This is a genomic window from Mycobacterium sp. NGS56 (assembly GCF_059812425.1).
In genome coordinates, this window is sequence record NZ_JCALCQ010000011.1 from 138,307 (window position 1) to 164,641 (window position 26,335).

Sequence of the window (26,335 nt, forward strand, 5' to 3'; positions counted from 1 at the left end):
TTAGGAGAAAATCGTGGTCAAGGTCGGAGTATGGGGGCCGGGCTCGATGGGTGTGGTCGCTCTACGCGGAGTGATCGACCATCCGGAGCTGCAACTGGTCGATGTGGTCGTGCACAGCGACGCGAAAGCCGGTCGCGATGCGGGAGAGTTGTGTGGCATCTCGCCCGTCGGCGTCGTGGCCACGCAAGATCCGGCGGCCCTGCTGGCCGGTGACGCCGACGTGGTGGTATACGCGGCCGCCGCGAATCTGCGGCCGCTGGAGGCTGTCGAGGACATGGTGTCGATCTTGCGGGCAGGTAAGAACGTGGTGTCGTGCTCGGTGGTGCCGCTGGTATTTCCCGACGCCCCAGAACGGGAGCGCGCCGCCTTCACCGACCCGCTGCGCCGGGCCGCGATCGACGGCGGCGTATCGTTCTTCACCACCGGCATCGACCCCGGGTTCGCCAATGACGTTCTGCCGCTGGTGCTTTCCGGCGTCGCCCGGGTGATCGAGTCGGTGCGGGTGACCGAGGTGTTCAACTACGCGACCTATCCGGACAGGTCCGCCGTGTATGAGATCCTCGGCTTCGGCCAACAACCGGACTACCCGGCCCTTGCGGCCCAACCGGGGATCTTCACCTTCGGCTGGGGTCCGGTGCTGCACCAGCTGGCCGCCGCGCTGGGCGTCAAGATCGACAACATCGAGGAGAGCAACGAGCGGATCCCCGCTACCGAGTCCTTCGACACCCCGACGGGTCATATCGCCGCGGGAACCGTCGCCGCGATGCGTTCGACCCTCACCGGTTACGTGGACGGGAGGCCGACTTTCGTGCTTGACCATGTGACGCGCATGCGTGACGACATCGCCCCTGATTGGCCGCAGCCGCGTATCTCCATCACACCGAAGGACCTCGGCTACGGGCCTGCGTCCGGACAGGGGCTATACCGGGTGGAGATCGAGGGGTCGCCGAGCATGCGCTGCGAATTCGAGATGGCCGAGGACGCGGACCACGACCTGGGGGCCCGCATCGCCGGCGCGTCGCGGATGGTCAACGCCATCCCCGCGGTGTGCGCGGCCCCGCCCGGATTGTTGTCCGTGCTGGACCTGCCGCTGATCACCGGGGCCGGCCTGCTGCGTCGGGTACCGGGCCCGCCGCCGGACAGCCGCCTGTTCTAAGCGCGGCCGCCGGGATACGTTGCGGCGGCGAGCTCCAGGATCTCGGCACGGTCGGCCGCCAGGATGAACCCCGAGTCGATCGCGGCTTCGAGGGCGGCGGCGAAGCTTTCCAGGTACTGCGTGGCACCACCCGGATAGAGCCGCTGAATCGTGTCGGCGTCGAACAGCTCTCCGGAGCCGAAGATGGCCGACATGATGCTCTCCTCGCCACCCAGGCCCGACGTCCTGGCGATCGGCACATCCACCCATGGCGTTCTAATGCCACCGCGGGCTAGTCCGTTGCCGTCTGGAACGGGTTGCGGCCCATCGCTTTCGCGGACCTCGAGCGGGTCCGCGCGCGGCGCGGGTTCGCCGGTGGCGACCCAGGTGTTCAGCGCCGCGAGCGCCGCCTGCACCACATAATGGTGCTGCGGACCGAAGTTGATGTTGTGCGCCAGTTGCTGGCCCATCAGCATGTTGGTCGGCGTGTAGCCGGCCACGATGGTCTCGAGCGGTGCCGACCCGCTGTCGATGAACGCTACCTGGATCGTGTAGTTGTCGGCGTGGGCGGCACCGGCGATCTCCCAAACCCGCAGCAGCTCGTTGTCCGGCTGCCTAGCGAAGTAGTAGCCGTCGCGCGGGCCGCCGAGGACATCGGTCTCGGTGATGACAGTCAGCAGTGGGACCCGCAGTTCCGGGCGGAACGCCACCGCCCGCGTCGCGGCGGATTCTTCGAAGATCGAGCTGCCGTCCAGCGGGGCGGCCGGGCCGAACCGGGAGTGCACCAGGAATCCGTCGTAGATACCCGCCAACGGGTCGACGGCGTTGATGTAGGTCGTGAGGAACATGGCGGATTGGGATTCGCCCAGTGCGATGACACGTTGTGCGGGCAGCCCCTGCAGGATGGCGCCGGGTTCGCCATTTTTGATCAGGGCGCCGATCTGGGAGAAGATGTCGTAAGAGAACGCGTCGCCCGGATGGTGCAGGGACGCATACCGTTGCGGATGTTGGCTTTTCAGTGACATATCCGCGTCGAGCAGGCTTTCGCCACCCTCGACTCCCACCCGCTGAGCCGAGACGGCGACGTAGGCGTAACCGGCGCGCAGCATTTCGCGGTGCGCCATCATCCACACCGCGGCGGCGTCGATGCCACCACTCACGTTGAGCCATTCAACGAGCACCGTGCCGTTGAACCGAGCGGGATCGGACGGCGTCAACACCACGATGCGGGTGGTGAAACCGGCCGAGCCAGAGGGTGTTACGTCCCAGCGGCCATCGGGACCCAGCTCGTTCGCCGCGGTGTAGCGGCACGCCGTGCCGGCGACCAAGAACTCCTCGACGTCGTAGCCCGTCTCGGCCAGGTCAAAGGCGCTCAGCAGCAGCGCCGGCTTGCCGGGGGTCGGCGTCACTTGGGCGGTATTCGTCACGGCAGCATCTTTCTCAACTCTGGCCCGCGCACAGCGAACTGGGCAGCCCGAATTTGGCGAATAACGTGTCGTCGAGGAAAGCCACCACGTGGGATACCTTGCCTTCCTGCACATCCAGCACGTGCAGCTGAAAAGCTTCATGCGCCGCGCCGGCGCGCATGTACATGGCTGCGGCGGGCTGGTCGTTGGCGATCAGCGGCAGCAAGCGCATGTCCCCGCTGCCCTGCGCCGGGCACTGCTGATGAATGAGCGTGACGATTGCGCCCGCGCCCTGATACCAGCCGGTGTACGGGGGCATCTCCCAGATCGCCTCCGCGGTGAACAGGTCGACCAGCCGGTCGATGTCGTAGGTTTCGAACGCGGCGATGTAGCGGGCCAGCAGATCCTGGGCCTCGGCCGAATCCGGCTGCACCAGTTCGTCTTCGGCGCTGGGCCCAACCGCTTCGAGCTGGGACCGGGCCCGCTGCAGCAGGCTGTTGACGGCGGTGGTGGTGGTTCCGACCGCATCGGCCACCTCGGCGGAGCGCCATCCCAGCACGTCGCGCAGCAGCAGCACCGCCCGTTGTCGTGGCGGGAGGTATTGCAGCGCAGCGACAAACGCCAACCGCACCGACTCCCGCGACCCGACGACAACCGAAGGGTCGTTCGGATGCTCGGTCAGTTCCGGCAGCGGTTCGAGCCACGGCACCTCGCGTCGCTCCACCAGCTCGGCGGTCGGGTCTGAACTCGGACCACCCAGGCCCACCGGCAACGGCCTGCGCTGGCGTCCCTCCAGCGCGGACAGGCAGGTGTTGGTGGCGATGCGGTGCAGCCACGTTCGCATCGAGGACTTGCCTTCGAAACGGTCGTACGCCTTCCAGGCCCGTAGCAGGGTCTCTTGCACCAGGTCCTCCGCGTCGTGCACGGACCCCGTCATCCGGTAGCAGTGGGCTAGCAGTTCGCGGCGATAGGGTTCTGCGTGCGCCGAGAAACCCTCGCCGGCTACCGGGTCACCTCCAGAGTTATGCGCGAGAAGGCTCATCCGCATGAGCCTACGCAGTGTCGGGGCACCCGGCCCACAACAGCAGCCATTACGCTGCCGGTAATGAGTAGGACCTCCGAGTGAACCGCACCGAACGCAGTTTCGACGGCTTCGGCGGTGTGCGCATCGTCTACGACGTATGGACGCCCGAAACCGCGCCGCGAGCCGTCCTGGTGCTCTCACACGGTCTCGGCGAGTACGCCCGTCGCTACGACCACGTCGCAAAGCGTTTCGGCGAGGCCGGGCTGGTCACCTATGCGCTGGACCATCGGGGGCACGGCCGCTCCGGCGGCAAGCGGGTACTGGTGCGCGACATCCATGAGTACACCTCCGACTTCGACACCCTGGTGGGCATCGCCACCCGGGAACATCACGGCCTCAAGTGCATTGTGCTGGGGCACAGCATGGGCGGCGGAATCGTCTTCGCCTACGGCGTCGAACGACCGGACAACTACGACCTGATGGTGCTGTCGGGGCCCGCGGTCGCGGCCCAGGATCAGATCTCGCCGCTGCTGGCGCTGACCGCTAAGGTGCTGGGCGCCATCGTGCCCGGGCTGCCGGCGCAGGAATTGGACGTGGACGCCATTTCCCGCGACCCTGCGGTGGTGGCCGCCTACAAAGAAGACCCCCTGGTGTATCACGGCAAGGTGCCGGCCGGCATCGGCCGTGCGTTGCTGCTGGTCGGCGAGACCATGCCGCGGCGGGCACCGGCCCTGACGGCGCCGCTGCTGGTGGTGCACGGGGAGCAGGACAGACTGATCTCGGTCGCGGGCAGCCGGCGTCTCGTCGAGTGCGTGGGGTCCACCGACGTCGAGCTGAAGGTCTATCCGGGGCTCTACCACGAGGTTTTCAACGAGCCCGAGCGCGAACAGGTGCTTGATGACGTGGTCTCCTGGATCACCGCTCGCCTGTGAGGCGGGCGTGTCGGACCGCTCCCGTACCTTGGCGCTATGAGTCGCGCTGGCGACGATGCAGAGCGGAGCGATGGGGAGGAGCGGTGCCATGAGTGACGACAAGATGCTGGCCCGCATCGCAGCATTGCTGCGTCAGGCTGAGGGCACCGACAACACCCACGAAGCCGACGCGTTCATGTCGGCCGCGCAGCGGCTCGCGACGGCCGCGTCCATCGACCTGGCGGTGGCGCGCTCCCATTCGGCGCAGCGGTCGGCGGCGCAGACGCCGACGCAGCGCACCATCACCATCGGGAACGCCGGCACGAAGGGGCTACGCACATATGTGCAGCTGTTCGTGCTGATCGCCGCTGCCAACGACGTGCGCTGCGACGTGGCCTCGAACTCGACGTTCGTGTACGCCTACGGGTTCGTCGAGGACATCGATGCCAGCCACGCCTTGTACGCCAGCCTGGTCGTGCAGATGGTCCGCGCGTCGGACGCCTACCTCGCCTCGGGTGCGCATCGTCCCACGCCGACGATCACCGCCCGGCTCAACTTCCAGCTGGCGTTCGGGGCACGCGTGGGCCAGCGGCTGACCGAGGCCCGCGACCAGGCCCGCCGGGAAGCCACCAAAGACCGCAGCCGGTCGCCGGGAACCGCTATCGCGTTGCGGGACAAGGAAGTCGAGCTGGTGGACTACTACCGCAGTGCGTCGAAGGCCCGCGGCACCTGGCAGGCCGCACGGGTGTCGGCGGGGTATTCGTCCGCGGCGCGCCGCGCCGGGGACCGGGCCGGCAAGCGGGCACGCCTGGGCAACAGTCCCGAACTTCCCGGGGCGCGGAGCGCGCTGAGCGGGTGACGGCGGAGAACTCCCCACCGCGGGATTCTCAGCGCTCCAAGGTGTATGCGGCCGAGGAGTTCGTCCGGACGCTGTTCGACCGTGCCGCCCAGCACGGTTCACCGGTGGTGGAGTTCTTCGGCACGCAGTTGACGCTGCCACCGGAGGGGCGATTCGGTTCGGTGGCCTCCGCGCAGCGCTATGTGGACGACGTGCTGGCGCTGCCGGCGGTGCGGCAACGGTGGCCGGTGGTGGCGCCGCTACGGGTGCGAGGACGGCGCGCCGCCAGCGCTGCACACTACGAAAACCGGGACGGCACAGGAATTATCGCGGTCCCCGATCGTGACACCGCCGACTGGGCGCTGCGTGAGCTGGTGATTCTGCATGAAGTGGCGCATCATTTGTGCCAGGCCGAGCCGCCGCACGGCCCCGAGTTCGTCGCGACGATCTGCGAGTTGACGGAGCTGGTGATGGGACCGGAACTGGGGCACGTGCTGCGCGTGATCTACGCCAAAGAGGGCGTGCGGTGAGCCCCACCGATCCCGATGCGCGGGCACGCGAGGTCGAAGCCCAGATGACCGACGACGAACGTTTCGCACTACTGGTGTCGGTGATGGGGGCCGGCGAGATGTGGCCGGTGCGCGACGAGCGCATCCCCGCGGATGCGCCGATTAGCGCCGGATACGTGCCGGGGATTCCGCGTCTGGGTGTCCCGGCGTTGCTGATGAGCGATGCCGGCCTGGGCGTCACCAACCCCGGATTCCGCCCGGGCGACACTGCCACCGCGCTGCCCGCCGGTCTGGCGCTGGCCGCCAGCTTCAATCCGTCGCTGGCCCGGGCCGCGGGCGAAGTGATCGGCCGCGAAGCACGCAGCCGCGGGTTCACTGTGCAGCTCGCGGGCGCGATGAACCTGGCCCGCGACCCCCGCAACGGTCGCAACTTCGAATACCATTCCGAGGACCCGCTTTTGACCGCGACGATGGTTGCCGAATCGGTCGACGGCATCCAGCACCATGGCGTGATCTCGACGGTCAAGCACTACTCGTTGAACTGCAACGAGACCAATCGGCATTTCCTGGACGCGGTCATCGATCCCGATGCGCATCGCGAATCCGACTTGCTGGCTTTCGAATTAGCGATCGAGCGGTCCCAACCCGGCGCCGTGATGACCGCCTACAACAAGATCAATGGTGAGTATGCCGCGGCGAATGCCGTGTTGATCAACGACGTGTTGAAAGGAGCCTGGGGTTATCGGGGGTGGGTGATGTCGGATTGGGGTGCCACACCAAGCTGGCGGTGCGCCCTGGCCGGCCTCGATCAGGAGTGCGGGGCCCAGATCGACGCGCTGTTATGGCGGGCCGAGTCCTTCGGTGCGCCGCTACGCGAGGCGTACGCCGACGGCCGGCTGACCAAGCAGCGCCTCTCGGACATGGTTCGCCGGATTCTGCGGTCGATCTTCGCGGTCGGAGTTGACGACGCCGAGGCGGCGTCGACACCGGACATGGCAGCGCACAACGAGATTGCTTTGAACATCGCGCGGCAGGGAACGGTGCTACTGACCAACCGGGGGCTGTTGCCGTTGGTGTCCGGGTCGAGCGTGCGCATCGCCGTCATCGGCGGGTATTCCCATCTGGGTGTGTCGGCCGGATTTGGTTCCAGCACCGTAGTTCCGCCGGGCGGATACGCGGATGTGGTCCCGATCGGCGGCAAGGGGCCCGAGGCCGGGCTGCGCAAGCTGTACCTGCTGGCCCCGAGTCCAATGGACGAGTTGCGAAAACACCTTCCGCGCGCCCAGATTGAGTTCGATCCCGGGATAAGTCCGGCCAAGGCGGTGCGGGCGGCGGGCATGGCCGACATCGTGATCGTGTTCGCAGTGCGCGCGGAGGGCGAGGGCTTCGACATCGCCGACCTCTCGCTGCCGTGGGGCCAAGACGAACTGATCACGGCGGTGTCGGCGGCCAATCCCAACACCGTCGTGGTGCTGCAGACCGGAAATCCGGTGTCGATGCCCTGGCGGGACTCGGTGAATGCAGTTGTGCAAGCGTGGTTTCCGGGCCAGGCCGGCGCGCGGGCCATCGCAGAGATTATCAGCGGGAAGGTGAATCCGTCGGGGCGGCTGCCGATCACCTTTCCGATCGATCTAGCCCAAACCCCGCGTCCGCAGCTCCCCCAAGCCGACGGACCGTGGGGGACACCGACCACGATCGAGTACCTCGAAGGAGCCGACGTCGGCTACCGCTGGTTTGCCGCGCGCGGTCACGAACCAATGTTCGCCTTCGGTCATGGGTTGTCCTACACCAGGTTTGACTACCGCGACCTGGTGGTCAGCGGCGAAGACACCATTTGCGCCAGTTTCAGCATCGTCAACGTCGGCGACCGCGCCGGGGCGGACGTAGCCCAGCTGTACTTGACGGCCGCCGCCGGCGAACCCTGCTTACGGCTACTGGGATTCGCGCGGGTGGAGCTCGAGCCGGATGCGACCCAACGGGTGAGCGTCGAGGCGGATCCGCGCCTGCTCGCCCGCTACGACGGCCGCGCCAAGAGCTGGCGGATCCACCCGGGCGCCTATACGGCGGCGGTGGGTGTGTCGGCGACAGCGATGAGGCTGGAAGCCTCGGTCGAGCTGACCGGTCGCACGTTCGGGCGATGACTTACACGGGTGCACACCCGAACGCGCGACCGGTCCGACGGCTTACTTGACGGGGACCAGCGCGTCGCCGCACGTGCAGCGATATGGCTCACCCGAACCCGAGCAGTGGCAGGGGACCTCGATGCGGACGCGACAGCCGCAGCCTTCGTGGCCGCATGTCAGCTCGGTCCCGGCCTCGTAACTTGCCATTTATCTCACCTTTTCTCGTGTGGTGACTCGTGCGGTGCGGGTCGACCGCACCTTCACTGTATACCCCCCACGGGTATATAGTAAACGGCCTGCGGTCGGTTCGATACCCACTCCACTCGTCGTGCCGGCCTGGTCGCGCGCGGCTAGCGTGGGCATCATGACCGGGCAACCAACCCCCAAAGACGTCGACGCTTTCTTGGACAACACGGTGGTCGACGGCGATGCCTCATTGAGCGCGGCGCTCGAGGCCAGCAGCGCGGCCGGATTGCCGCCGATTGCGGTATCGGTGCAGCAAGGGAAGTTCTTGAGCCTGCTCGCCGCTGCGATCGGTGCGCGCAGCATCCTCGAGCTCGGCACATTAGGTGGTTTCAGCACCATCTGGCTGGCACGCGGAGCCGGCCCGCGAGGGCGGGTGGTGACGCTGGAATACGAGCCCAAGCACGCCGAGGTGGCGCGCGCCAATCTGGAGCGGGCCGGCCTCGCCGATCGGGTGGAGGTCGTGGTCGGCGCCGCCCTGGACACGCTGCCGACGGTGACCGGTCCCTTCGACCTGATCTTCATCGACGCCGACAAGGAGAACTATCCCGCGTACCTGGAGTGGACGGTGCGACTGGCCCGGCCTGGTGGGATCATCGTGGCGGACAACGTGATTCGACAGGGACAGATCCTTGAGCCGGCATCCAACGCTCAGGCGCGGGCGGTACGCCAAACGCTGCAGGCGATGGGCGAGGATCCGCGGCTGGACACCGCGGTGATCCAGACGGTAGGGGCCAAGCCGTGGGACGGGTTCGCGCTCGCGTTGGTGCGCTAAGTGTCAGCGCGCGGTGAGGTCGGCGACGGCCTGTTCGGCGGAGGTGAGTTCGCTTATCCGCAACGCGGTTTCACCGGCATACAGCGCCGCGCTGTCCAACCAGGAATCGGGCACGCCGGCGACCGGCGCCAGCGGCGTGAAGAACGGGAAGGCCGGCGATTGCAGCCGCATCAGCGGCCCCGCGTCGAAATATCCCAGCGCCGACAGCGGGCGGCTGGCCGCATTCAAAGCGGCGGGTAGCGCCTTGGCCTTGCCGTCTTGGCCGCACCACCGGTGCGTGGCCGCGTTGGGCACGACGCGGTGGCGCAACGGCCAGCTCAGGCCGAACAGGTTGGTCTCGATCGTCCTGTCCGCCCGCAAGACTCGGCGCTGGTACTCGTGGTTCGCGTTGGCCTCGTGTGTCAACAGGAATCGGGTGCCGGCAATGACACCGCTGGCGCCGCTGTCCAGCGCGGCACGGGTGTCGGTGCCGGTGGCGATCCCGCCGGCCACGAATACCGGACGGTTGGCGGCCACGGCGAGCGCGCGCGGCAGAAAGTCCAGCGCCGCCATGGTTCCCACGAGATGGCCGCCGGCCTCGCGTCCCTGAGCGATCAAACCATCGGCGCCAGAAGCGATCGCCGCGCGCGCCTGCGCTTCGGTGCCCACCATCACGAAGACGAAGATCCCGGCATCTCGCAGGTGCGCGACGAGACCCCGCTTCTCGCCGAATGCCAGCACGACGGCGTCTACCCGGGCTTCGACGCAGACCGCGACATGACGACGATGAACGAAGGGCATCAACAGATTCACCGCAACGGCCCGGCCGGGCGCCTGTGTGCGCACCAGTTCGATCGATGTTCGTAGCCGGTGCGGCGTATCGATGCCCAGCGTGCCCAGTCCGCCCGCCCGGGCGACCGCACCCGCCAACGTCGCGCCCGCCAGCCCGCCGCCCATGCCGGCCTGCCCGATCGGCACATCGAGCCGGAGCCGGTCCACGATGTCCATGACCCAACACGCTACGCGCCTCGTCGATACGGCCGCGCCGAGCGACCCGATGGGGCGCCGATTTTCGTTGCTGGCCAATGGCGCGCGGGCGTAATCTTGACGGCAGATGGATGGGTGCAGTCCGGCTCAAAAGGCTTGCTGCATAACAGAAAGGTCACAAAATGAGTACAGTCCATTCATCAATCGATCACCACCCCGATTTGTTGGCTCTGCGTGCGCGCTATGAGCGCGTCGCCGAGTCGATGAGCGCGCATGTCACGTTCGGTCTGGCCCTGCTGACGGGCCTGTATGTGGCCGCATCGCCGTGGATCGTTGGATTCAACGCCATGGCATCGCTTGCCACGTCCGACCTGATCGCGGGGATCGCGGCGGCGTTCTTGGCCTACGGGTTCGCGACGACGCTGGACCGCGCGCACGGCATGACCTGGACGTTGCCGGTGCTGGGCGTGTGGGTCATCGTCTCGACGTGGATCCTGCCGGATGTCACGTTGAGCGCCGGCATGACCTGGTCGAATGTCGTCGCGGGCGCGTTGTTGACGTTCTTAGGCCTCAACGCGACCTACTTCGGCATGCGCACCCGCGCGGCGGGCACGCACGAATAAGCGCGAACTCGGATAGACCCCAAGGTAATTCGCCCCCGGGCCGCATCAGCGGGGCCCGGGGCGGCGATCAGCCGCAGACCGCGCCGATCGCGGCCGAGCTGACCAGCTTCACGTACTTGGCCAGCACGCCGCTCTTGTAGCGCGGCTCCGGTGGCGTGAAATCCTTTCGGCGAGCCTCGAATTCGGCAGGATCGGTCAGCACGTCGAGCACATGGTTGGCCACGTCCAGGCGGATGCGGTCGCCGTCTCGCAGGAAGGCGATCGGTCCGGCGTCGACCGCCTCCGGCGCGATGTGGCCGACGCACAGGCCGGTGGTGCCGCCGGAGAACCGGCCGTCGGTCAGCAGCAGCACGTCCTTGCCCAGACCTGCGCCCTTGATGGCGCCGGTGATGGCCAGCATTTCGCGCATGCCGGGCCCGCCCTTGGGACCTTCGTAGCGGATCACCACGGCGTCGCCCTTGGTGATGGTGCCGTCCTCCAAGGCGTCCAGCGCGGCCCGCTCGCCGTCGAAAACCCTTGCGGTGCCCTCGAACACGTCGGAATCGAAACCGGCCGACTTGACCACCGCGCCCTCGGGTGCCAGCGAGCCGCGCAGGATGGTGATGCCGCCGGTCGGGTGGATGGGATTGCTCAACGCGCGCAGCACCTTCCCGTCGGGGTCGGGCGGCGCGATCTCGGCCAGGTTCTCGGCCACCGTCGCACCGGTCACCGTCAGGCAGTCGCCGCGCAGCAGCCCGGCGTCAAGCAGTGCCTTCATCACCACCGGGACGCCGCCGATGTGGTCGACGTGGGACATGACGTGGCGGCCGAACGGCTTCACGTCGGCGAGGTGCGGAACTTTCGACCCGACCCGGCTGAAGTCGTCGAGCGAGAGTTCGACGCCGGCCTCGTGGGCGATGGCCAGCAGGTGCAGTACCGCATTGGTCGAGCCACCGAACGCCATCACCACCGCGATCGCGTTTTCGAACGCCTCCTTGGTGAGGATGTCGCGAGCGGTGATGCCGCGCCGCAGCAGTTCGACGACGGCCGCACCGCTGCGGCGCGCGAACCCGTCGCGGCGGCGGTCGGTCGCCGGTGGCGCCGCGCTGCCGGGCAACGACATCCCGAGCGCCTCTGCGGCGCTGGCCATCGTGTTGGCGGTGTACATGCCGCCGCACGCGCCCTCACCGGGACAGATCGCGCGTTCGATGGAGTCGACGTCCTCGCGGGGCATCAGGCCGCGGGCGCAGGCTCCGACCGCCTCGAACGCGTCGATGATGGTGACCTCACGCTCGGTGCCGTCGGACAGCTTGGCCACCCCCGGCAAAATGGACCCCGCGTAGAGGAACACCGAGGCAAGGTCGAGCCGTGCGGCGGCCATCAGCATCCCGGGCAGCGACTTGTCGCAGCCGGCCAGCAGCACCGAGCCGTCCAACCGTTCGGCCTGCATCACCGTCTCGACGCTGTCGGCGATCACCTCGCGCGACACCAGCGAGAAATGCATCCCCTCGTGACCCATGGAAATGCCGTCGGACACCGAGATGGTGCCGAATTCCAGCGGGTATCCACCGGCCGAGAACACGCCCTCCTTGACCGCCTTGGCCAGCCGGTCCAGGGAGAGGTTGCACGGGGTGATCTCGTTCCAGGACGAAGCCACCCCGATCTGCGGCTTGGCGAAGTCCTCGTCTCCCATACCTACGGCCCGCAGCATGCCACGGGCGGCGGCCTTCTCCAGGCCGTCGGTGACGTCACGACTACGCGGCTTGATGTCGGCGCTTGCCGCCGAATCGGTGGTGGACATCGTTCAAGTATGCGCTGGCCAGTCGCGATGGCCATTTCCGGGGTTATACCCCAACGGGGTATAACCTGAAGTTCGGTGTGATGCCGCAGCGCGGCGGGCGATTCAGCAGGGGTGACAGATGACGAACGAGCACGGTTATTCGCAGCAGAAGGACAACTACGCCAAGCGGCTGCGACGCATCGAGGGTCAGGTGCGTGGCATCGCCCGCATGATCGAGGAGGACAAGTACTGCATCGACGTCCTCACCCAGGTCAGCGCCGTCAACAGTGCCTTGCGGTCGGTCGCCCTGAATCTGCTCGACGAGCACCTGAATCACTGCGTCACCCGCGCCGTCGCAGAGGAGGGGCCGGACGCCCCGGAAAGAGCCCAAGCCAAGCTCGCCGAAGCCTCCGCGGCCATCGCGCGCCTGGTGCGCTCCTGACTTAGGGGTTCTTTTTCAATCGGTGACGCAGTTGAGACCTTCGCTACGGCCGTGCTGCGGGGGGAGGCGAAGTTGCGGTCCGTACGGTAAGGCAGTGTGATCGCATTAGGCGCGACAACCCAGGAAGTGGGTAGTCCGGCCGATACAGACGCCATGACTGCCGAATCCAATGCTGCCGCGCGAACGTGGACTCCACGGATCGCGGCTCAGCTTGCTGTGCTGGCCGCCGCGGCGTTCACCTACGTCACCGCTGAGATCCTGCCGGTCGGCGCGCTGCCGGCCATCGCGCGCGACCTGCACGTGAGTCTGTTTGCGGTGGGAACGCTGCTGACCTGGTATGCCTTCGTGGCGGCCCTGACGACGTTTCCGCTGGTGCGCTGGACGGCGCATTGGCCGCGCCGGCGCGCGCTCATGCTCAGCCTGACCTGCCTGACCGCCTCGCAGGCGATCTCGGCGCTGGCGCCCAATTTCGCGGTGCTGGCGGCCGGGCGGGTGCTGTGCGCCATCACCCACGGTCTGCTGTGGGCGGTCATCGCACCGATCGCGACCCGGCTGGTGCCCCCGAGCCATGCCGGACGGGCCACCATGTCGATCTACGTCGGCACCAGCCTCGCGCTGGTGGTGGGCAGCCCGCTGACCGCGGCCTTGAGCCTGATGTGGGGCTGGCGCCTGGCCGTCGTGTGCGTCACCGTCGCGGCCGTCGTCGTCACGTTCGCCGCCCGGTTGATGTTGCCGGAGATGGTGCTCAACGAGGATCAGCTCGCCCACGTGGGCCCGAGATCACGACACCACCGCAACCCCCGGCTGATTCTGGTGAGCGTGCTGGCAATGATCGCGGTCACCGGCCATTTCGTGTCCTACACGTTCATCGTCGAGATCATCCGCAACGTACTCGGCGTGCGCGGGCCGAACCTGGCCTTCGTGCTGGCCGCCTACGGGTTGGCCGGTCTGTTGTCGTTACCGCTGGTGGCGCGGCCGCTGGACCATCGGCCCAGGAGCGCCGTCATCCTGTGCTTCACGGGGCTGACGGCGGCCTTCGTGGTGCTGACCGGGCTGGCGTTCGGCGGTAAGACAGGCGTGGCCACCGCGTTGATCGGGACCGCCGCGATCGTGTTGTGGGGCGCGATGGCCACCGCGGTCTCGCCGATGATGCAGTCCGCAGCGATGCGCAACGGGGCCGACGACCCCGACGGGGCGTCGGGGCTCTACGTGACCGCGTTCCAGGTCGGGATCATGGCCGGGTCGCTGGTCGGCGGCCTGCTCTATGAGAGCAGTGTGACGCTGATGCTGGCCGCTTCGGCGGCCCTGATGGCCGTCGCGCTGGCCGGGATCGCGGCCAACCGGCGGATGCTGGACGTTGCTTCGACAAGCTCACCCGATTCATAGCCGCCCAGGTCAACCGGGTAATTATTGGCCGTCGCGGGGCACGGCTCACCGCCGTTGACGGTAGCTGGCGTCCCTCCTATGCCACACTGTGTCGAGAACACGAGTGGAGGTATGCGTATGTCAGGCTGGACGAGGGCCGGGACTAGGAAGGGCCTCTTCGCCGCTCTGAGCACAACCGGTTTGGCGTCCATCGTGGGCTTGGCGCTCGTGCTGAGTGCGGCTCCCGCATCGGCGGATCCGGACCCGGCTCCGGCTGACCCGGGCGCGGTCGCCGCCCCGCCCGGGCCGCCCCCACCGCCCGACCCGTTGGCGCCGCCCCCTCCGCCCGACCCGCTGGCAGCCCCGCCGCCGCCCAACCCGCTTGAGCCACCGGCGCCATGGCTTCCGCCCAATGCCCAGCCCGCGGCGGCCTCGGCCGACGGGCAGAACGCCACGCCATTCACCGGCACGGCGCCGTTCGGGCCGCCCAAGATCGTTCCCGCCAACGGGTCGACCGTGGGTGTGGGCCAGCCGATCATCATCAATTTCCCCGGGACGGTCGAGAACGCCGACGCGGCGATCGGTGCCGTGCACGTCTCGTCGGTCCCGCCGGTGCCGGGCAAGTTCTACTGGATGACCCCGACCCAGTTGCGCTGGCGCCCAATCAACTTCTGGCCCGCGCACACCGCGGTGACGGTCGACGCCGGCGGCACCGTGTCCACCTTCCGGACCGGTGACACGCTGATCGCCACCGCCGACGACGCCACCCACCAGCTGATCGTCGCCCGCAACGGCACGGTGGAGAAGACCTTTCCGATGTCGATGGGCATGACGTCCGGCAACCACCAGACCCCCAACGGCACCTACTACGTGCAGGACAAGAAGGCGTCGGTGGTGATGGACTCCTCGACCTACGGGGTGCCGGTCAGCTCGACCTACGGCTACAAGGTGACGGTCGAGGACGCGGTCCGCTTCGACAACGTCGGCGACTACGTGCACAGCGCGCCGTGGTCGGTCGATGACCAGGGCAAGCGCGACGTCAGCCACGGCTGCATCAACATCAGCCCCAGCAACGCGAAGTGGTTCTTCGACAACTTCGGTCCGGGTGACCCGATCGTCGTGAAGAACTCCAGCGGCGGCTCGTACAAGAAGAACGACGGATCAGCCGACTGGATGAACTAGTCCCTCGATAACGCGAATCGCCCATCTCCAGCTCGGAGACGGGCGATTTCGCGTTCTGTGCGCGTGTGGATCGACGTGCGCGTCGACCGCCAGGAGGGGCTTCCGCTCGACACGACTTATATATAGCATCATACATAACCTGCCTGAGGAGGTGCGATGCGTGGTCCACGCGAGCGGATGGTCGCCTCCGCCGCGTTGCTGATCCGGGAACGGGGCGCGCACGCCACCGCGATCTCCGATGTGCTCGAGCACAGTGGTGCACCCCGCGGATCGGCCTACCACTACTTCCCCGGCGGCCGCACGCAGCTGCTCTGCGAGGCCGTCGACTACGCGGGCGAGCATGTTGCCGCCGTCATCACCGGCGCCGACGGTGGCCTGCAGCTGCTGGACGTGTTGATCGACAAGTACCGCCGGCAGCTACTCGATAGCGACTTCCGGGCCGGCTGCCCCATCGTCGCGGTCTCCGTCGAAGCGGGGGAGCAGCACGACACCCAACGCATGGTGATCGGGCGCGCCGCGGCGGTCTTCAACCGGTGGTCGGATCTGATCGCCGCGCGACTCATTGCGGACGGGATTTCGCCGGAGCGCGCGCGCGAACTGGCGGTCCTCGTGCCCGCCTCGCTCGAGGGCGCAATCGTGCTGGCGCGAGTGCGGCGTGACCTGATGCCGCTGGACGTCGTCCACCGCCAGTTGCGTGACCTGTTGCTGGCGGCGTCTGCCCATCGGGCGCCCGGAAAGGAAGGCTGCGATGACCGGTGAATGGCAATCCAGCGCGTGCATCCTGTGCGAGTGCAACTGCGGCATCGTCGTCCAAGTCGAAGACCGCCGGCTGGCCCGCATCCGCGGTGACAAGGCGCACCCGGCCTCACAGGGCTATACCTGCAACAAGGCGTTGCGGCTGGACCACTACCAGAACAGCGGCGCCCGGCTGACCTCCCCACTGCGCCGCCGCGCGGACGGCAGTTACGAGGAAATCGATTGGGACACCGCGATCGTGGAGATCGCCGAGGGATTCAAGCACATTCGCGACAGCTACGGCGGCGACAAGATCTTTTACTACGGCGGCGGTGGGCAGGGCAACCATCTGGGCGGGGCGTACAGCGGCGCATTCTTGAAGGCGCTGGGCTCGCGCTACCGGTCGAATGCGCTGGCGCAGGAGAAAACCGGTGAGGCATGGGTTGACGGGCAGCTCTACGGTGGTCATACCAGGGGCGAATTCGAGCACGCCGAAGTCGCGGTGTTCGTCGGGAAGAACCCGTGGATGTCGCAGAGCTTCCCGCGAGCACGGGTGGTGCTCAACGAGATCGCCAAGGACCCCACCCGCTCGATGATCGTCATCGATCCGGTGGTGACCGATACGGCCAAGATGGCCGACTTCCACCTGCGGGTGCGACCCGGCACCGATGCATGGTGCCTGGCCGCCCTGGCGGCGATCCTCGTCCAGGAAAACCTGTGCAACGAAACATTTCTCAGCGAGCATGTGCGCGGCGCGGATGCCGTGCGCGACACGCTGCGCGAGGTTCCGGTGGCCGACTACGCTGAGCGGTGCGGAGTCGACCAGGAACTGCTGCGCACGGCGGCGCGGCGCATCGGCACAGCCGCCAGCGTCTCGGTGTTCGAAGACCTCGGCGTGCAGCAGGCACCCAACAGTACGTTGTGCTCCTATCTGAACAAGTTGCTCTGGATCCTCACCGGCAATTTCGCGAAAAGGGGTGGCCAGCACCTGCATTCGTCGTTCGCACCGCTGTTCGGCCAGTTCTCCGGTCGCACACCCGTTACCGGTGCCCCGATCATCTCCGGCCTGGTGCCCAGCAATGTGGTGCCCGAGGAAATCCTGACCGACCATCCAGACCGGTTCCGGGCGATGATCGTGGAAAGCAGCAATCCCGCGCACTCGCTGGCCAACTCAACCGCATGCCGGGAGGCCTTCGGCGCCCTGGAACTGATGGTGGTCATCGACGTCGCGATGACCGAGACCGCCAGGCTCGCACATTACGTGCTGCCCGCAGCGTCCCAATTCGAGAAACCGGAAGCCACCTTTTTCAACCTCGAATTCCCGCGCAACACCTTCCAGCTGCGCCGCCCGCTGATGGAGCCCCTGCCCGGAACCCTGGCCGAGCCCGAAATCTGGGCACGGTTGGTGGCTGCGCTCGGTGTGGTGGACGACGCGGATCTGCGGCCACTGCACGAAGCCGCGCGAAACGGCCGACGGGCCTACACCGAAGCGTTCCTCGGTGCCGCTGCGTCCAATCCCACTGTGGCGCAACTACTTCCGTATGTGCTCTACGAAACGCTGGGCCCGACCCTGCCGGATGGATTACGCGGCGCCGCCGCCCTGTGGGGCCTGGCCCAAAAGACCGCACTGAGCTATCCGGACGCGGTGCGCCGCGCCGGGCACACCGACGGCAACGCGCTGTTCGACGCGATCCTGGACAACCCGTCAGGGGTGACGTTCACCGTGCACGACTACGAGGACGACTTCGGACTGATCAGCCACCCCGACCACAGGATCGCGCTGGAAATTCCGTCCATGCTCGACGAACTCAAGGCGCTGTCCGGCACGCCACCACGGCTGACCACACCGGAATTCCCGATCGTGCTATCGGTGGGGGAGCGGCGCGCCTACACCGCGAATGACATCTTCCGCGATCCGACCTGGCGCAAACGCGACGCCGACGGCGCGCTGCGGATCAGCGTCGAGGATGCCCAGCTCCTCGGGCTCGTCGACGGATGCCGGGCGCGCATCAGCACTGCGGCCGGTAGCGCCGAGGCAACCGTCGAGATCACCGAGACGATGATGGCCGGTCATGCCGCCCTGCCCAATGGTTTCGGGCTCGATTACGTCGACGCCGACGGGCACACCGTCACTCCCGGTGTCGCGCCGAACGTGCTCACCTCGACCGAATGGCGCGACCCTTACGCCGGCACGCCGTGGCATAAGCACGTGCCCGCGCGGATCGAAGCCGCGCCGGTGAGTGTCAGTTCCAGATCTTGACCCGGCGCTCCGGTTCCAAAAACAGCGCACCGGCGTCGGCGCCGTCGAAGGCGTCGTAGAAGGCGTCGATGTTGCGCAGTACGCCGTTGCACCGGAACTCCGGCGGCGAATGCGGATCCACCGCCAGGCGCCGGATAGCCTCCGCGTCACGAGATTTGGTGCGCCACACCTGGGCCCAGCCGTAGAACACGCGCTGCACGCCGGTCAGGCCGTCGATCACCGGAGCGGGCTGACCGTTCAGCGACAACTGGTAGGCCAGCAGCGCGATCGACAAGCCACCCAGGTCGCCGATGTTCTCCCCGACGGTGAATGCGCCGTTGACGTGGTGGTCGCCGTCCAGACCTCGCGGCGTGTAGCCGTCATACTGTTCAATGAGAACTTTTGTGCGGGCGGCAAATTCGTTTCGGTCGGCGTCGGTCCACCAGTCGACCAGGTTGCCGTCACCGTCGTATTTGGCGCCCTGGTCGTCGAAGCCGTGCCCGATCTCGTGTCCGATCACCGCGCCGATTCCGCCGTAGTTGGCCGCGTCGTCGGCTTCGGGGTCGAAGAACGGCGGCTGCAAAATGGCTGCGGGGAAGACGATTTCGTTCATCCCCGGGTTGTAGTATGCGTTGACCGTCTGCGGCGTCATGAACCACTCGTCCTTGTCCACCGGCCCGCCGAGTTTGGCCAGCTCACGATCGTGGTTTACCGCGTACCCGCGCAGATAGTTGCCGTACAGGTCGTCGCGCTCGATGACCAGCGCGGAGTAGTCGCGCCACTTCGCGGGGTAGCCGACCTTGGCGGTGAACTTCTCCAGCTTGGCTAGCGCCCGCTCCCGGGTCTGCGGCGTCATCCAGTCCAGGTCGCTGATGCTCATCCGGTACGCGGCCCGCAGGTTGGCGACCAGCTCGTCGATGCGGGCCTTCGCCCCCGGGGGGAAATGCCGCTGCACATAAAGCTTTCCGACGGCGTCGCCCATCAGGTTCTCCACCAGCGACACCGCGCGCTTCCACCGCTCCCGGATCTGCTCGGTGCCGGTCAGCAGCCGGCCGTAGAAGTCGAAGTCCGCGGCCACCAGCTCGTCGGTCAGCCAGGAGGCCCGAGCGCGGATCAGCCGCCACCGCGCCCAACTCTTCCACACCTCGAGGTCCTCATTGCGCCACAGCTCGGCGAAGGTACGCAGGTAATCAGGTTGGCGCACGATCACTTCCGCAAGCGCCAGCGGGTCGGCGCCGAGTGCGGTGGCCCAGCCCACCCAGTCGAAGCCCACGGATTCGTCGCGAAGTTCGGCGAACGTGCGCAAGTTGTAGCTGAGATCGGCGTCGCGACGCTTGACCACATCCCAGTGCGCCTCGGCCAGCTTGGCCTCGAGCGCGACGATGCGTTCGGCGGTCTGGACGTGGTCGCCCGGGTCCCCGCCGAAAACCAGGCCGAACATCCGCGCGATGTGCGCGGGATAGGCCTCCAGCACCGCGAGGTGCCGCTCTTCGCGGTAGTAGGACTCGTCGGGCAGGCCGAGGCCGGACTGGGTGAAGTGCACCAGGTAGCGGGCCGAGTTCTTCGCATCGGTGTCCACGTACACCCCGACGCCGCCACCCGCACCCGTACGCTGCAGCGCGCCGATGGCCCGAGCCAGCGCGTCAGCGTCGGTGGCCTCGTCGATCGCGGACATCTCGTCGAGCAGTGGCCGCACGCCGCGGCGCTGCACGGTGTCCTCGTCGAGGAAGCTGGCGTACAGGTCACCGATGCGCTGCGCGTCGTCGGCGGCGGCGGCCGCACCCTGTTGGCTGGCCTCCACGATCAGGTCGCGCACCTGCTCCTCGGCGCGGTCATACAGCTGGCGGAAGGCGCCGTCGGTCGCCCGGTCCGCCGGTATCTCGTATTCGGCCAGCCAGCGGCCGTTGACGTGACCGAACAGGTCGTCTTGGGGGCGGATGCTGTCGTCGACAAAGCTCAGGTCGATGCCCGAGCGGATGGCCGTATTCGTCACCCCGCCATCCTTCCATCTTTCCCGGGTGCAACGATCGGGCCATGTCCGACGGCGAGCGAACCGAGCCACCCGAAGAAGATTCCATTGACATCGAACGCGACGACGACGCCAACGACGTCGACGGACAAGAATCCGAAAGCGCCGAAATCCTTTCCCCGTACGGCGTCGCGTCAGCGGTTCTCGGTGTGCTGTCGGTGGCCGCGGTGGTGCTCGGTTTCATCATCTGGTCCGATCACCGCGACCAGGTTGCCGAACGCGGTTACCTGAGCCGCGCCATGCAGACCGCCGCGGAGTGGGCGAATGTGTTGATCAACATGAACAGCGGCAACGTCGACGCCAGCCTGCAGCGGCTGCACGACGGGACGGTCGGCGAACTCAACACCGACTTCGACGCCGCCGTGCAGCCCTACAAGGCCGTCGTGGAAAAGCTGCAGTCCAAGAGCGCCGGGCGCATCGACGCGGTGGCGATCGAAACCGTGCATCACGACCTGGACACCCAGCCCGGTGTCTCCCGGCCGGTGGTCACCACCAAGCTGCCGCCGTTCGCCAGTCGAACCGACTCCGTGATGGTGATCGCCACGTCGGTCAGCGAAAACGCCGGAGCCAAGCCGCAGACCGTGCACTGGAGCCTGCGGCTGGACGTCTCCGACGTGGACGGTAAGCAGATGATCTCCGGACTGGCGTCGATCAGGTGAAGATCCGATGAGAAACGTCTGGCGGCTGTTCGCGTTCGACATCGTGGCGCCGCTCGCCGCAATCGCGGCCCTGCTGGCCATCGGGCTGGTGCTCGGTTGGCCGCTGTGGTGGGTGTCAGCGTGCTCGGTGCTGATCCTGCTGATCGTCGAAGGCCTGGGGATCAATTTCTGGTTGCTGCGCCGGGATTCGGTCAGCCTCGGCACCGACGACGACGCACCCGGGTTGCGATTGGCGGTTGTCCTGCTGTGCACGGCGGCGCTGGGCGCGGCCGTCGCGACCGGCTACACGCACTGGACGAGGGCGGACAACGACTTCACCAACGACTCGCACCACGTCGTTCAGATCGCCACCGGAATGGCGGAGGCGATGGCGTCGTTCAGCCCCACCGCCCCGACCGGATCCATCGACCGGGCCACGGCGATGATCGTCCCGGAGCACGCGGCCGCGTTCAAGGAGCAGTACACCAAGTCCAGCGCCGAGCTGGCCCAGCACAACGTCTCCGCGCAAGCCGCCACGCTGTCGGCCGGAGTTGAAGCGATCGGACCCTCGGCGGCCAGTGTGGCGGTGATCCTGCGGGTCACTCAGAACACCCCGGGCCAGCCGCCCAGTCAGGCCGCGCCAGCGCTGCGGGTGACGCTGACCAAGCGGGGGGGTGACTGGCTGGTCGCCGATGTGCTGCCGGTCAGGTAGCGGATCAGTTCGCTTCGGCTGACCGAGCGGACTTCGCCTTCGCGAACCGATCCGACAACCGCCGGATCCGGATCATCAGCGCGGCCGTCGGGCTGGTGCTGCCGTCGAGGTAGCCGTCCAGCTCCTCGGCCGTGACACCAATGCGGGACGCGAACTCCTGCGGGGCCAGACCCGAGCGCTCGATCAGGAGCCCAACGTGGCGCGCCACCTCGGCGCGCTCGTTGGCCTCGAGGTGGGTGCGGGCACGCTCGAGCACCTCCCACAGCGCCTTGGCGATGCCGTACGGCCGAGTGCCCTCGAGAACCTCCTCGACCTGGCGGGCGGTCCGCCCGTACGGGTCGCGCTTCAGTGCGCCGGCGATGCGCTTCCACGTCGCGATGTCGCCGCCCTGCAGCGCGGAACGGATGGCCGCGGTCGGCCAGAACTCCACCGGCTGATCGGGGTCCTGGAAGGAGCCGGATGATCCATTGCCCGGTTGACGCTGTCGCTGGGGCGGGGGTGCGGGGCGTCGGTCGGGTGCCAACGTCACTTCGCCTCCTCCAACATCGCGACGGCCACGGACATGCAGCGTTGCCTCACTTCTTCCCAGTCCGAGTCAGCGTCGGCTTCCGATCCCTGGTCTTCGGGGTAGTCGCAGGGGTTGGGATCTGCGAGTCGACGGACCAGCTGGGTGGCAACCCACTGCTGCCCAGACGATTTACAACAGTAATACCTGTCCATCCCGGCCAGCACCGCCGCGGCCGTCTCGGGCTCCAACGTATCGACCATGTCTGCAAAGTCGGCATAATCGCGCCGACTGTTACGGCACATGATCAGATAGCCCTTGAGCCGCAGTGCCTCCGCGCCCGTCGGGACCAACAACCGATCGCCGGTGGGCAACTGCACGTTGGTGGTCTCCACCGGACTGCGCCGCTCGTATCTCGGCCCGTCGTCGACGGCAGCGTCGCTGTCGCTTTCCAATGCGTCGATCGCGACCGACAGGCGTCCCCGCCACAACGTCACCGGGTGTACGGGCCGGTCCATGATGGCCTTCGCGATGCCGTTGCGCGAGGTCAGGCCGTTGACCAACTTTTTGGCGGCCGGGGAGCCATTAGTGTTGCCGTTGGTGCCGGGCCTTTTCTCGGCGCCCACGCCGACGCTGACCTTCTCCTCGCTGAGGGCCACCTGGTGCGGGATCTGGCCGGGCCCCAGGCCGCGGGTCTGCTCCTCGTCCGGGCCCGAGGACGGCTGCGCGTTGCGGCCACAGCCGGTGAAGGCCAGCGGATCTGCCACGCAGATGGCGTCGGGTGCCAAGTGTTTGAGCTTGGCGGCCGACTTGAGCACCATCCGCAGGTCGGCACTGGGGACCACCAGCCCCGAGATGTCGTCGGGGATGACGACGACATCGCCGAGGTCGACCTCGGGCAGCGGCCGGTCGAAGTCGACCGACGGCAGCACGCGGGACAGCCACGGCGGCAGCCACCAGTTCCACTGGGCGAACATCGCCATCAGCGCCGGCACCATCACCAGCCGCACCACGGTGGCGTCCACCGCGATCGCGACCGCGCACGCCACGCCGATCTCGGCCACCAGCGGCATCCCGGCGAACGCGAAGCCGACGAACACCGCGATCATGATCAGCGCCGCGCTGGTGATGGTGCGGGCGCTGGTGCTGACGCCATAGGCCACCGCATCGCGGGTGTTACCGGAATGCAGGAAGCGCTCCCGGATGCGGGTGAGCAGGAAGATCTCGTAGTCCATCGACAGCCCGAACGTCATCGCGAGCACCAGCGGGGGAACGGTGCTGTCGATCGAGCTGATCTGGGCGAAGCCGAGGTCTTTCAGCCAGCCCCACTGGAACACCATCACCAGGCTGCCGTAGGCGGCGGCGACCGACAGCAACGTCATCAGCACGCCCTTGAGCGCCAGGAAAACCGAATGAATGGAAAGCAACAGCATCACGAACGCGATCAGCGCGACGAAGCCCAGCACCAGCGGTTCGGTCGCGGACACCCGATCGTCGAAGTCCTTGATCAGAGCGGTCGGGCCGCCGACGTCGACGCGCGCGGTGCCCGCTTTGGGGACTTTGGGCAGCTGCGCGCGCATCCAGCCGACGGTCTCGCGGGCCTTCATGTCCTCGGGATCCACCGACAACACCGCGGATAGCAGCGCGCTGCCGTTGTCCTCGGCGAACTGCGGCGGCGACACCGAGACGATGTTGGGCGCCTGTGACATCCGCTGGCGGATCGCGCCGATGATGTGGCTGTGTTCGGGCGAGGCCGCGCCGCCGTCGGGGAAGTTGATCAGCACGCGGACGGGGCCCAACGCGCCGGGACCGAGCGCCTGGGCCGCCGCCCCGACTCCGGCGCGGATCTCGTGCGACGAGTCGAACTGGCGCAGCAGGCTGTTGCCGAGCACCATCGATGACGCGGGCGCGGCCATCACGAGCAACACCAGCGACGCCCCGACCGCGGACATCCACGGGCGCCGCATCACCCAGCCGATCCAGCGGTTCCAGAACCGCGACTGCGTGCTCTCGGGCCGCCGCGACCAATGTAGGAAGCCCGACCGTTTGGCGGCCGCGCGTCCGAACGTCGCCAGCGCCGCCGGCGTCAGGGTCGTCGAGGTCAGCATGGCCACCGCGACGGCCAGGATGGCACCGGTCGCCATCGACTTCAGCGCCGGGGTGTTGATCACGTAGATCCCGGTAAGCGAGGCGACCACGGTCATGCCGGACAGGACGACCGCCAGCCCGGAGGTGGCCATCGCGGCGTCCACGGCTTCGCGGGGCTGGCGCCCGGTCCGCAGTTCCTCCCGGAACCGCATCAAAATGAATAGTGAGTAGTCCACGGCGAGCGCGATCCCGAACATGGACACCGTCGAGGTCACAAACACCGACATGGTGGTGTAGGCGGACAGCAGATAGACCAGGCCCATCGTGACCACCACCGTGCAGATCCCCAAGGCCAGGGGGATGGCCGCGGCGGCCAGTGACCCGAACACCGCGAGCAGCACGATCAGAATGACCGGCAGGTTCCACTTCTCGGCGGCGGCGATGTCGTGTTTGGTGTTCGCCGCCGCGGCGGCGGACAGCGCCCCCTGCCCGATGACGTAGAGCCGCACGCGGCCATTCGCGGTCTGACCGGGTTGATCCCCCTTGATGCCGACTTTGGTGCGGAGTTGCTTGGCGATGTCGCTCGTGTTGCGGGAATCGAGCCGCACCGACAGCACATACGGGCGGTCCGGCTGCGGCGGCCGCTGCGTGGGATTGGGGATCTCCGCGGTGCCGGGGATGGCGGTGGCGATCTGTCGCAGCTGCGCGACGGCGTCGTTCATGTCCTGGTAGCTGGCGTCGGGCCGGGGCGCGGCCACCAGCGCCAGCGACGATCCGCCCTGGTCGTGGTACAGCTCTTCGAGCTGGTCGTGCACCGCCAGCGATTGCGATCCGGCGACGTCGAATCCACCGCCGGTGAGATTGCCCGACTGCGTCAGTGCCAGGTACACCGCCGGAACCAATGCCAGCAGCCAGCCTGTGAAGACCAACCAGCGGTACTTACGCAGGCTGCGGCTGAGGCGCATCATTAACTGCTGGATTTTGTCGCTCCCCGGTGCTCACGTAGCGCGTGCTGGCGACGATACCGCAGCCGGCTGTGGAATATGTGGGCTTATCTAGTTCCTGAGCTGCGGCGACGGGGTTGTTGCCAAGTCGTTGCCAACCGGTGACCAAGCGGGATTTCGGTCACATATCCCCTCGTGGGCTCTGTTCGAACTGGCAGCGGTGATATCGGCGGTGGCAGGATGTCGGATGGCCCGCAGGCCGCCCGGGAGATTCAGGGGACGCCTTCGCTTGTGGGGCCATCTATCGCAGCTGTTTGCGAGGCGCCGACGCTGGCGGTCCGTCGCAGACCTTAAGGAGTTGTCCATGACGAGAACCACCGCTGGACGGGGTCGCAGAATTTTCACCGGGCTGATCGCCGCTACCGTGCCCGGCGCAGCCGTCGCGGTGCTCGCCGGCGCCCCGGCGACCGGCGCCAACGACCCGTGCGCGGCCAGTGAGGTCGCCCGCACCATCGGTTCGGTCTCCAAGTCGATGGGCGATTACCTGGACTCGCACCCGGAGACCAACCAGACGATGACCTCGATGCTGCAGCAGCAGGCGGGACCGCAGTCGGTGAACGGGTTGAAGTCCTACTTCGAGGCGAACCCGAAGGTCGCCGGCGACATGACCTCGATCGCCCAGCCGCTCACGAACCTGTCGATGCAGTGCAAGTTGCCGATCTCGATCCCACAGGCGCTGGGGCTGATGCAGCAGGCGCAGGGTGCGGCCGGTGGGCTGCCCGCGCTTCCCGGTAACCCCGCGGGCGCATCGCCGCTGGGAGGGGCCACCGGTGGCGCAGCGGCCGCCGCACCGCAGCCGGCACCACCGGCGGCGACCAATCCGCTGCCGGGTCCGTCGCGCGGCAACACCGTCGGCTAGGCCGACGGTGGCGACCCGCTGCGCCCGGCTACGCCGCGCTTGCGATCGCCACTAGGCCCGACGGTGGCGACCCGCTGCGCCCGGCAACGCCGCGCTTGCGATCGCCACTAGGCCCGACGGTGGCGACCCGCTGCGCCCGGCTACGCCGCGCTTGCGATCGCCACTAGGCCCGACGGTGGCGACGGCGCTGCGCCCGGCTACGCCGCGCTTGCGATCGCCACTAGG

Annotated in this window: 22 protein-coding genes and 1 pseudogene; 15 read left to right on the top strand and 8 right to left on the bottom strand. The window is 67.6% G+C overall.

Annotated features, from left to right (window positions below):
• Positions 1–13 precede the first annotated feature (13 nt).
• Positions 14–1,156, top strand: coding sequence for an NAD(P)H-dependent amine dehydrogenase family protein (locus AC5Y4F_RS21800; protein ID WP_499998555.1), 1,143 nt, complete (start codon positions 14–16; stop codon positions 1,154–1,156).
• Here AC5Y4F_RS21800 and AC5Y4F_RS21805 read toward each other — a convergent pair.
• Together AC5Y4F_RS21805 and AC5Y4F_RS21810 are read right to left on the bottom strand one after the other, a co-directional pair.
• A complete protein-coding gene (locus tag AC5Y4F_RS21805; protein WP_499998557.1) occupies positions 1,153–2,562 on the bottom strand; it encodes an alpha/beta hydrolase domain-containing protein in 1,410 nt (469 codons plus the stop codon). The two genes, AC5Y4F_RS21800 and AC5Y4F_RS21805, sit on opposite strands and share 4 nt — an antisense overlap.
• Positions 2,563–2,575: 13 nt before the next feature.
• Positions 2,576–3,710 (bottom strand): annotated as a pseudogene (locus tag AC5Y4F_RS21810) (sigma-70 family RNA polymerase sigma factor).
• Here AC5Y4F_RS21810 and AC5Y4F_RS21815 point away from each other — a divergent pair.
• The 4 genes from AC5Y4F_RS21815 (at position 3,703) to AC5Y4F_RS21830 (ending at position 7,964) form a co-directional block, all read left to right on the top strand.
• A complete protein-coding gene (locus AC5Y4F_RS21815) occupies positions 3,703–4,497 on the top strand; it encodes an alpha/beta hydrolase (RefSeq protein ID WP_231986397.1) in 795 nt (264 codons plus the stop codon). The pseudogene AC5Y4F_RS21810 and the gene AC5Y4F_RS21815 sit on opposite strands and share 8 nt — an antisense overlap.
• A gap of 88 nt (positions 4,498–4,585) precedes the next feature.
• Complete coding sequence (locus AC5Y4F_RS21820) at positions 4,586–5,335, top strand: DUF2786 domain-containing protein (RefSeq protein ID WP_067936487.1); 750 nt, start codon at positions 4,586–4,588, stop codon at positions 5,333–5,335.
• Positions 5,332–5,844 (top strand): TIGR04338 family metallohydrolase, encoded by a 513-nt coding sequence (locus AC5Y4F_RS21825; protein WP_067936489.1) that lies wholly within the window; start codon positions 5,332–5,334, stop codon positions 5,842–5,844. The genes AC5Y4F_RS21820 and AC5Y4F_RS21825 overlap by 4 nt, the downstream gene beginning before the upstream one ends.
• 44 nt (positions 5,845–5,888) lie before the next feature.
• On the top strand, positions 5,889–7,964 hold the full coding sequence (locus AC5Y4F_RS21830; protein WP_499998608.1) for a beta-glucosidase: 2,076 nt from the start codon (positions 5,889–5,891) through the stop codon (positions 7,962–7,964).
• 42 nt (positions 7,965–8,006) lie between these two features.
• Here the strand turns inward: AC5Y4F_RS21830 and mymT are convergent, their stop codons facing one another.
• Positions 8,007–8,153, bottom strand: coding sequence for a copper-binding metallothionein MymT (gene mymT / locus AC5Y4F_RS21835; protein ID WP_082947674.1), 147 nt, complete (start codon positions 8,151–8,153; stop codon positions 8,007–8,009).
• A gap of 157 nt (positions 8,154–8,310) precedes the next feature.
• Between mymT and AC5Y4F_RS21840 the strand changes: the two genes are divergently transcribed.
• A complete protein-coding gene (locus tag AC5Y4F_RS21840) occupies positions 8,311–8,964 on the top strand; it encodes an O-methyltransferase (protein WP_067936501.1) in 654 nt (217 codons plus the stop codon).
• A 3-nt stretch (positions 8,965–8,967) separates the two neighbouring features.
• Here AC5Y4F_RS21840 and AC5Y4F_RS21845 read toward each other — a convergent pair whose 3' ends face one another.
• Positions 8,968–9,951 carry a nitronate monooxygenase gene (locus AC5Y4F_RS21845; RefSeq protein ID WP_499998565.1) on the bottom strand — a complete coding sequence of 328 codons (984 nt, stop codon included), beginning with the start codon at positions 9,949–9,951 and terminating at the stop codon, positions 8,968–8,970.
• Between the two features lie 161 nt (positions 9,952–10,112).
• Here AC5Y4F_RS21845 and AC5Y4F_RS21850 point away from each other — a divergent pair, with 161 nt between their 5' ends.
• Positions 10,113–10,553, top strand: a complete 441-nt coding sequence (locus AC5Y4F_RS21850) for an SPW repeat protein (protein WP_067936315.1) — start codon at positions 10,113–10,115, stop codon at positions 10,551–10,553.
• A 67-nt stretch (positions 10,554–10,620) separates the two neighbouring features.
• Here the strand turns inward: AC5Y4F_RS21850 and ilvD are convergent, their stop codons facing one another.
• The gene (ilvD, locus tag AC5Y4F_RS21855) at positions 10,621–12,333 is read right to left on the bottom strand and encodes a dihydroxy-acid dehydratase (RefSeq protein ID WP_067936317.1); all 1,713 of its coding nucleotides are present in this window, start codon (positions 12,331–12,333) and stop codon (positions 10,621–10,623) included.
• A gap of 118 nt (positions 12,334–12,451) precedes the next feature.
• Between ilvD and ricR the strand changes: the two genes are divergently transcribed.
• From ricR to AC5Y4F_RS21880, 5 genes are all read left to right on the top strand, one after another.
• Positions 12,452–12,754, top strand: coding sequence for a copper-sensing transcriptional repressor RicR (ricR, locus tag AC5Y4F_RS21860; RefSeq protein ID WP_067936320.1), 303 nt, complete (start codon positions 12,452–12,454; stop codon positions 12,752–12,754).
• Positions 12,755–12,907: 153 nt separating this feature from the next.
• A complete protein-coding gene (locus AC5Y4F_RS21865; protein WP_499998568.1) occupies positions 12,908–14,140 on the top strand; it encodes an MFS transporter in 1,233 nt (410 codons plus the stop codon).
• Positions 14,141–14,257: 117 nt separating this feature from the next.
• Positions 14,258–15,301 carry a L,D-transpeptidase gene (locus tag AC5Y4F_RS21870; protein WP_499998572.1) on the top strand — a complete coding sequence of 348 codons (1,044 nt, stop codon included), beginning with the start codon at positions 14,258–14,260 and terminating at the stop codon, positions 15,299–15,301.
• Positions 15,302–15,457: 156 nt separating this feature from the next.
• Positions 15,458–16,060 carry a TetR/AcrR family transcriptional regulator gene (locus AC5Y4F_RS21875; protein WP_067931471.1) on the top strand — a complete coding sequence of 201 codons (603 nt, stop codon included), beginning with the start codon at positions 15,458–15,460 and terminating at the stop codon, positions 16,058–16,060.
• Positions 16,050–18,296 carry a molybdopterin-dependent oxidoreductase gene (locus AC5Y4F_RS21880; RefSeq protein WP_499998575.1) on the top strand — a complete coding sequence of 749 codons (2,247 nt, stop codon included), beginning with the start codon at positions 16,050–16,052 and terminating at the stop codon, positions 18,294–18,296. The genes AC5Y4F_RS21875 and AC5Y4F_RS21880 overlap by 11 nt, the downstream gene beginning before the upstream one ends.
• Here the strand turns inward: AC5Y4F_RS21880 and AC5Y4F_RS21885 are convergent.
• On the bottom strand, positions 18,280–20,268 hold the full coding sequence (locus AC5Y4F_RS21885; protein WP_499998577.1) for a M13 family metallopeptidase: 1,989 nt from the start codon (positions 20,266–20,268) through the stop codon (positions 18,280–18,282). The genes AC5Y4F_RS21880 and AC5Y4F_RS21885 overlap by 17 nt on opposite strands.
• Positions 20,269–20,309: 41 nt before the next feature.
• On the opposite strand from AC5Y4F_RS21885, the gene AC5Y4F_RS21890 reads away from it, so the two are divergent.
• Together AC5Y4F_RS21890 and AC5Y4F_RS21895 are read left to right on the top strand one after the other, a co-directional pair.
• Positions 20,310–20,963 (top strand): Rv1363c family protein, encoded by a 654-nt coding sequence (locus tag AC5Y4F_RS21890; protein ID WP_499998580.1) that lies wholly within the window; start codon positions 20,310–20,312, stop codon positions 20,961–20,963.
• A gap of 7 nt (positions 20,964–20,970) precedes the next feature.
• Complete coding sequence (locus AC5Y4F_RS21895) at positions 20,971–21,654, top strand: hypothetical protein (RefSeq protein WP_499998583.1); 684 nt, start codon at positions 20,971–20,973, stop codon at positions 21,652–21,654.
• A 4-nt stretch (positions 21,655–21,658) separates the two neighbouring features.
• Here the strand turns inward: AC5Y4F_RS21895 and AC5Y4F_RS21900 are convergent, their stop codons facing one another.
• Complete coding sequence (locus AC5Y4F_RS21900) at positions 21,659–22,183, bottom strand: hypothetical protein (RefSeq protein WP_067938199.1); 525 nt, start codon at positions 22,181–22,183, stop codon at positions 21,659–21,661.
• Positions 22,180–25,215, bottom strand: coding sequence for an MMPL family transporter (locus tag AC5Y4F_RS21905; protein WP_499998586.1), 3,036 nt, complete (start codon positions 25,213–25,215; stop codon positions 22,180–22,182). The genes AC5Y4F_RS21900 and AC5Y4F_RS21905 overlap by 4 nt, the downstream gene beginning before the upstream one ends.
• Before the next feature lie 340 nt (positions 25,216–25,555).
• On the opposite strand from AC5Y4F_RS21905, the gene AC5Y4F_RS21910 reads away from it, so the two are divergent.
• Positions 25,556–26,110: a hemophore gene (locus tag AC5Y4F_RS21910; protein WP_067938202.1), complete on the top strand. Its 555-nt coding sequence runs from the start codon at positions 25,556–25,558 to the stop codon at positions 26,108–26,110.
• The last annotated feature ends 225 nt before the right edge of the window (positions 26,111–26,335 follow it).

Bases quoted from the DNA above. Each gene is read 5' to 3' on its own strand.
- AC5Y4F_RS21875 (WP_067931471.1), top strand. From the start codon at position 15,458: ATGCGTGGTCCACGCGAGCGGATGGTCGCCTCCGCCGCGTTGCTGATC.
- AC5Y4F_RS21895 (WP_499998583.1), top strand. From the start codon at position 20,971: ATGAGAAACGTCTGGCGGCTGTTCGCGTTCGACATCGTGGCGCCGCTC.
- AC5Y4F_RS21845 (WP_499998565.1), bottom strand. From the start codon at position 9,951: ATGGACATCGTGGACCGGCTCCGGCTCGATGTGCCGATCGGGCAGGCC.
- AC5Y4F_RS21830 (WP_499998608.1), top strand. From the start codon at position 5,889: ATGACCGACGACGAACGTTTCGCACTACTGGTGTCGGTGATGGGGGCC.
- ilvD (WP_067936317.1), bottom strand. From the start codon at position 12,333: ATGTCCACCACCGATTCGGCGGCAAGCGCCGACATCAAGCCGCGTAGT.
- mymT (WP_082947674.1), bottom strand. From the start codon at position 8,153: ATGGCAAGTTACGAGGCCGGGACCGAGCTGACATGCGGCCACGAAGGC.
- AC5Y4F_RS21910 (WP_067938202.1), top strand. From the start codon at position 25,556: ATGACGAGAACCACCGCTGGACGGGGTCGCAGAATTTTCACCGGGCTG.
- AC5Y4F_RS21820 (WP_067936487.1), top strand. From the start codon at position 4,586: ATGAGTGACGACAAGATGCTGGCCCGCATCGCAGCATTGCTGCGTCAG.
- AC5Y4F_RS21850 (WP_067936315.1), top strand. From the start codon at position 10,113: ATGAGTACAGTCCATTCATCAATCGATCACCACCCCGATTTGTTGGCT.
- AC5Y4F_RS21865 (WP_499998568.1), top strand. From the start codon at position 12,908: ATGACTGCCGAATCCAATGCTGCCGCGCGAACGTGGACTCCACGGATC.
- AC5Y4F_RS21905 (WP_499998586.1), bottom strand. From the start codon at position 25,215: ATGATGCGCCTCAGCCGCAGCCTGCGTAAGTACCGCTGGTTGGTCTTC.
- AC5Y4F_RS21870 (WP_499998572.1), top strand. From the start codon at position 14,258: ATGTCAGGCTGGACGAGGGCCGGGACTAGGAAGGGCCTCTTCGCCGCT.
- AC5Y4F_RS21840 (WP_067936501.1), top strand. From the start codon at position 8,311: ATGACCGGGCAACCAACCCCCAAAGACGTCGACGCTTTCTTGGACAAC.
- AC5Y4F_RS21880 (WP_499998575.1), top strand. From the start codon at position 16,050: ATGACCGGTGAATGGCAATCCAGCGCGTGCATCCTGTGCGAGTGCAAC.
- ricR (WP_067936320.1), top strand. From the start codon at position 12,452: ATGACGAACGAGCACGGTTATTCGCAGCAGAAGGACAACTACGCCAAG.
- AC5Y4F_RS21890 (WP_499998580.1), top strand. From the start codon at position 20,310: ATGTCCGACGGCGAGCGAACCGAGCCACCCGAAGAAGATTCCATTGAC.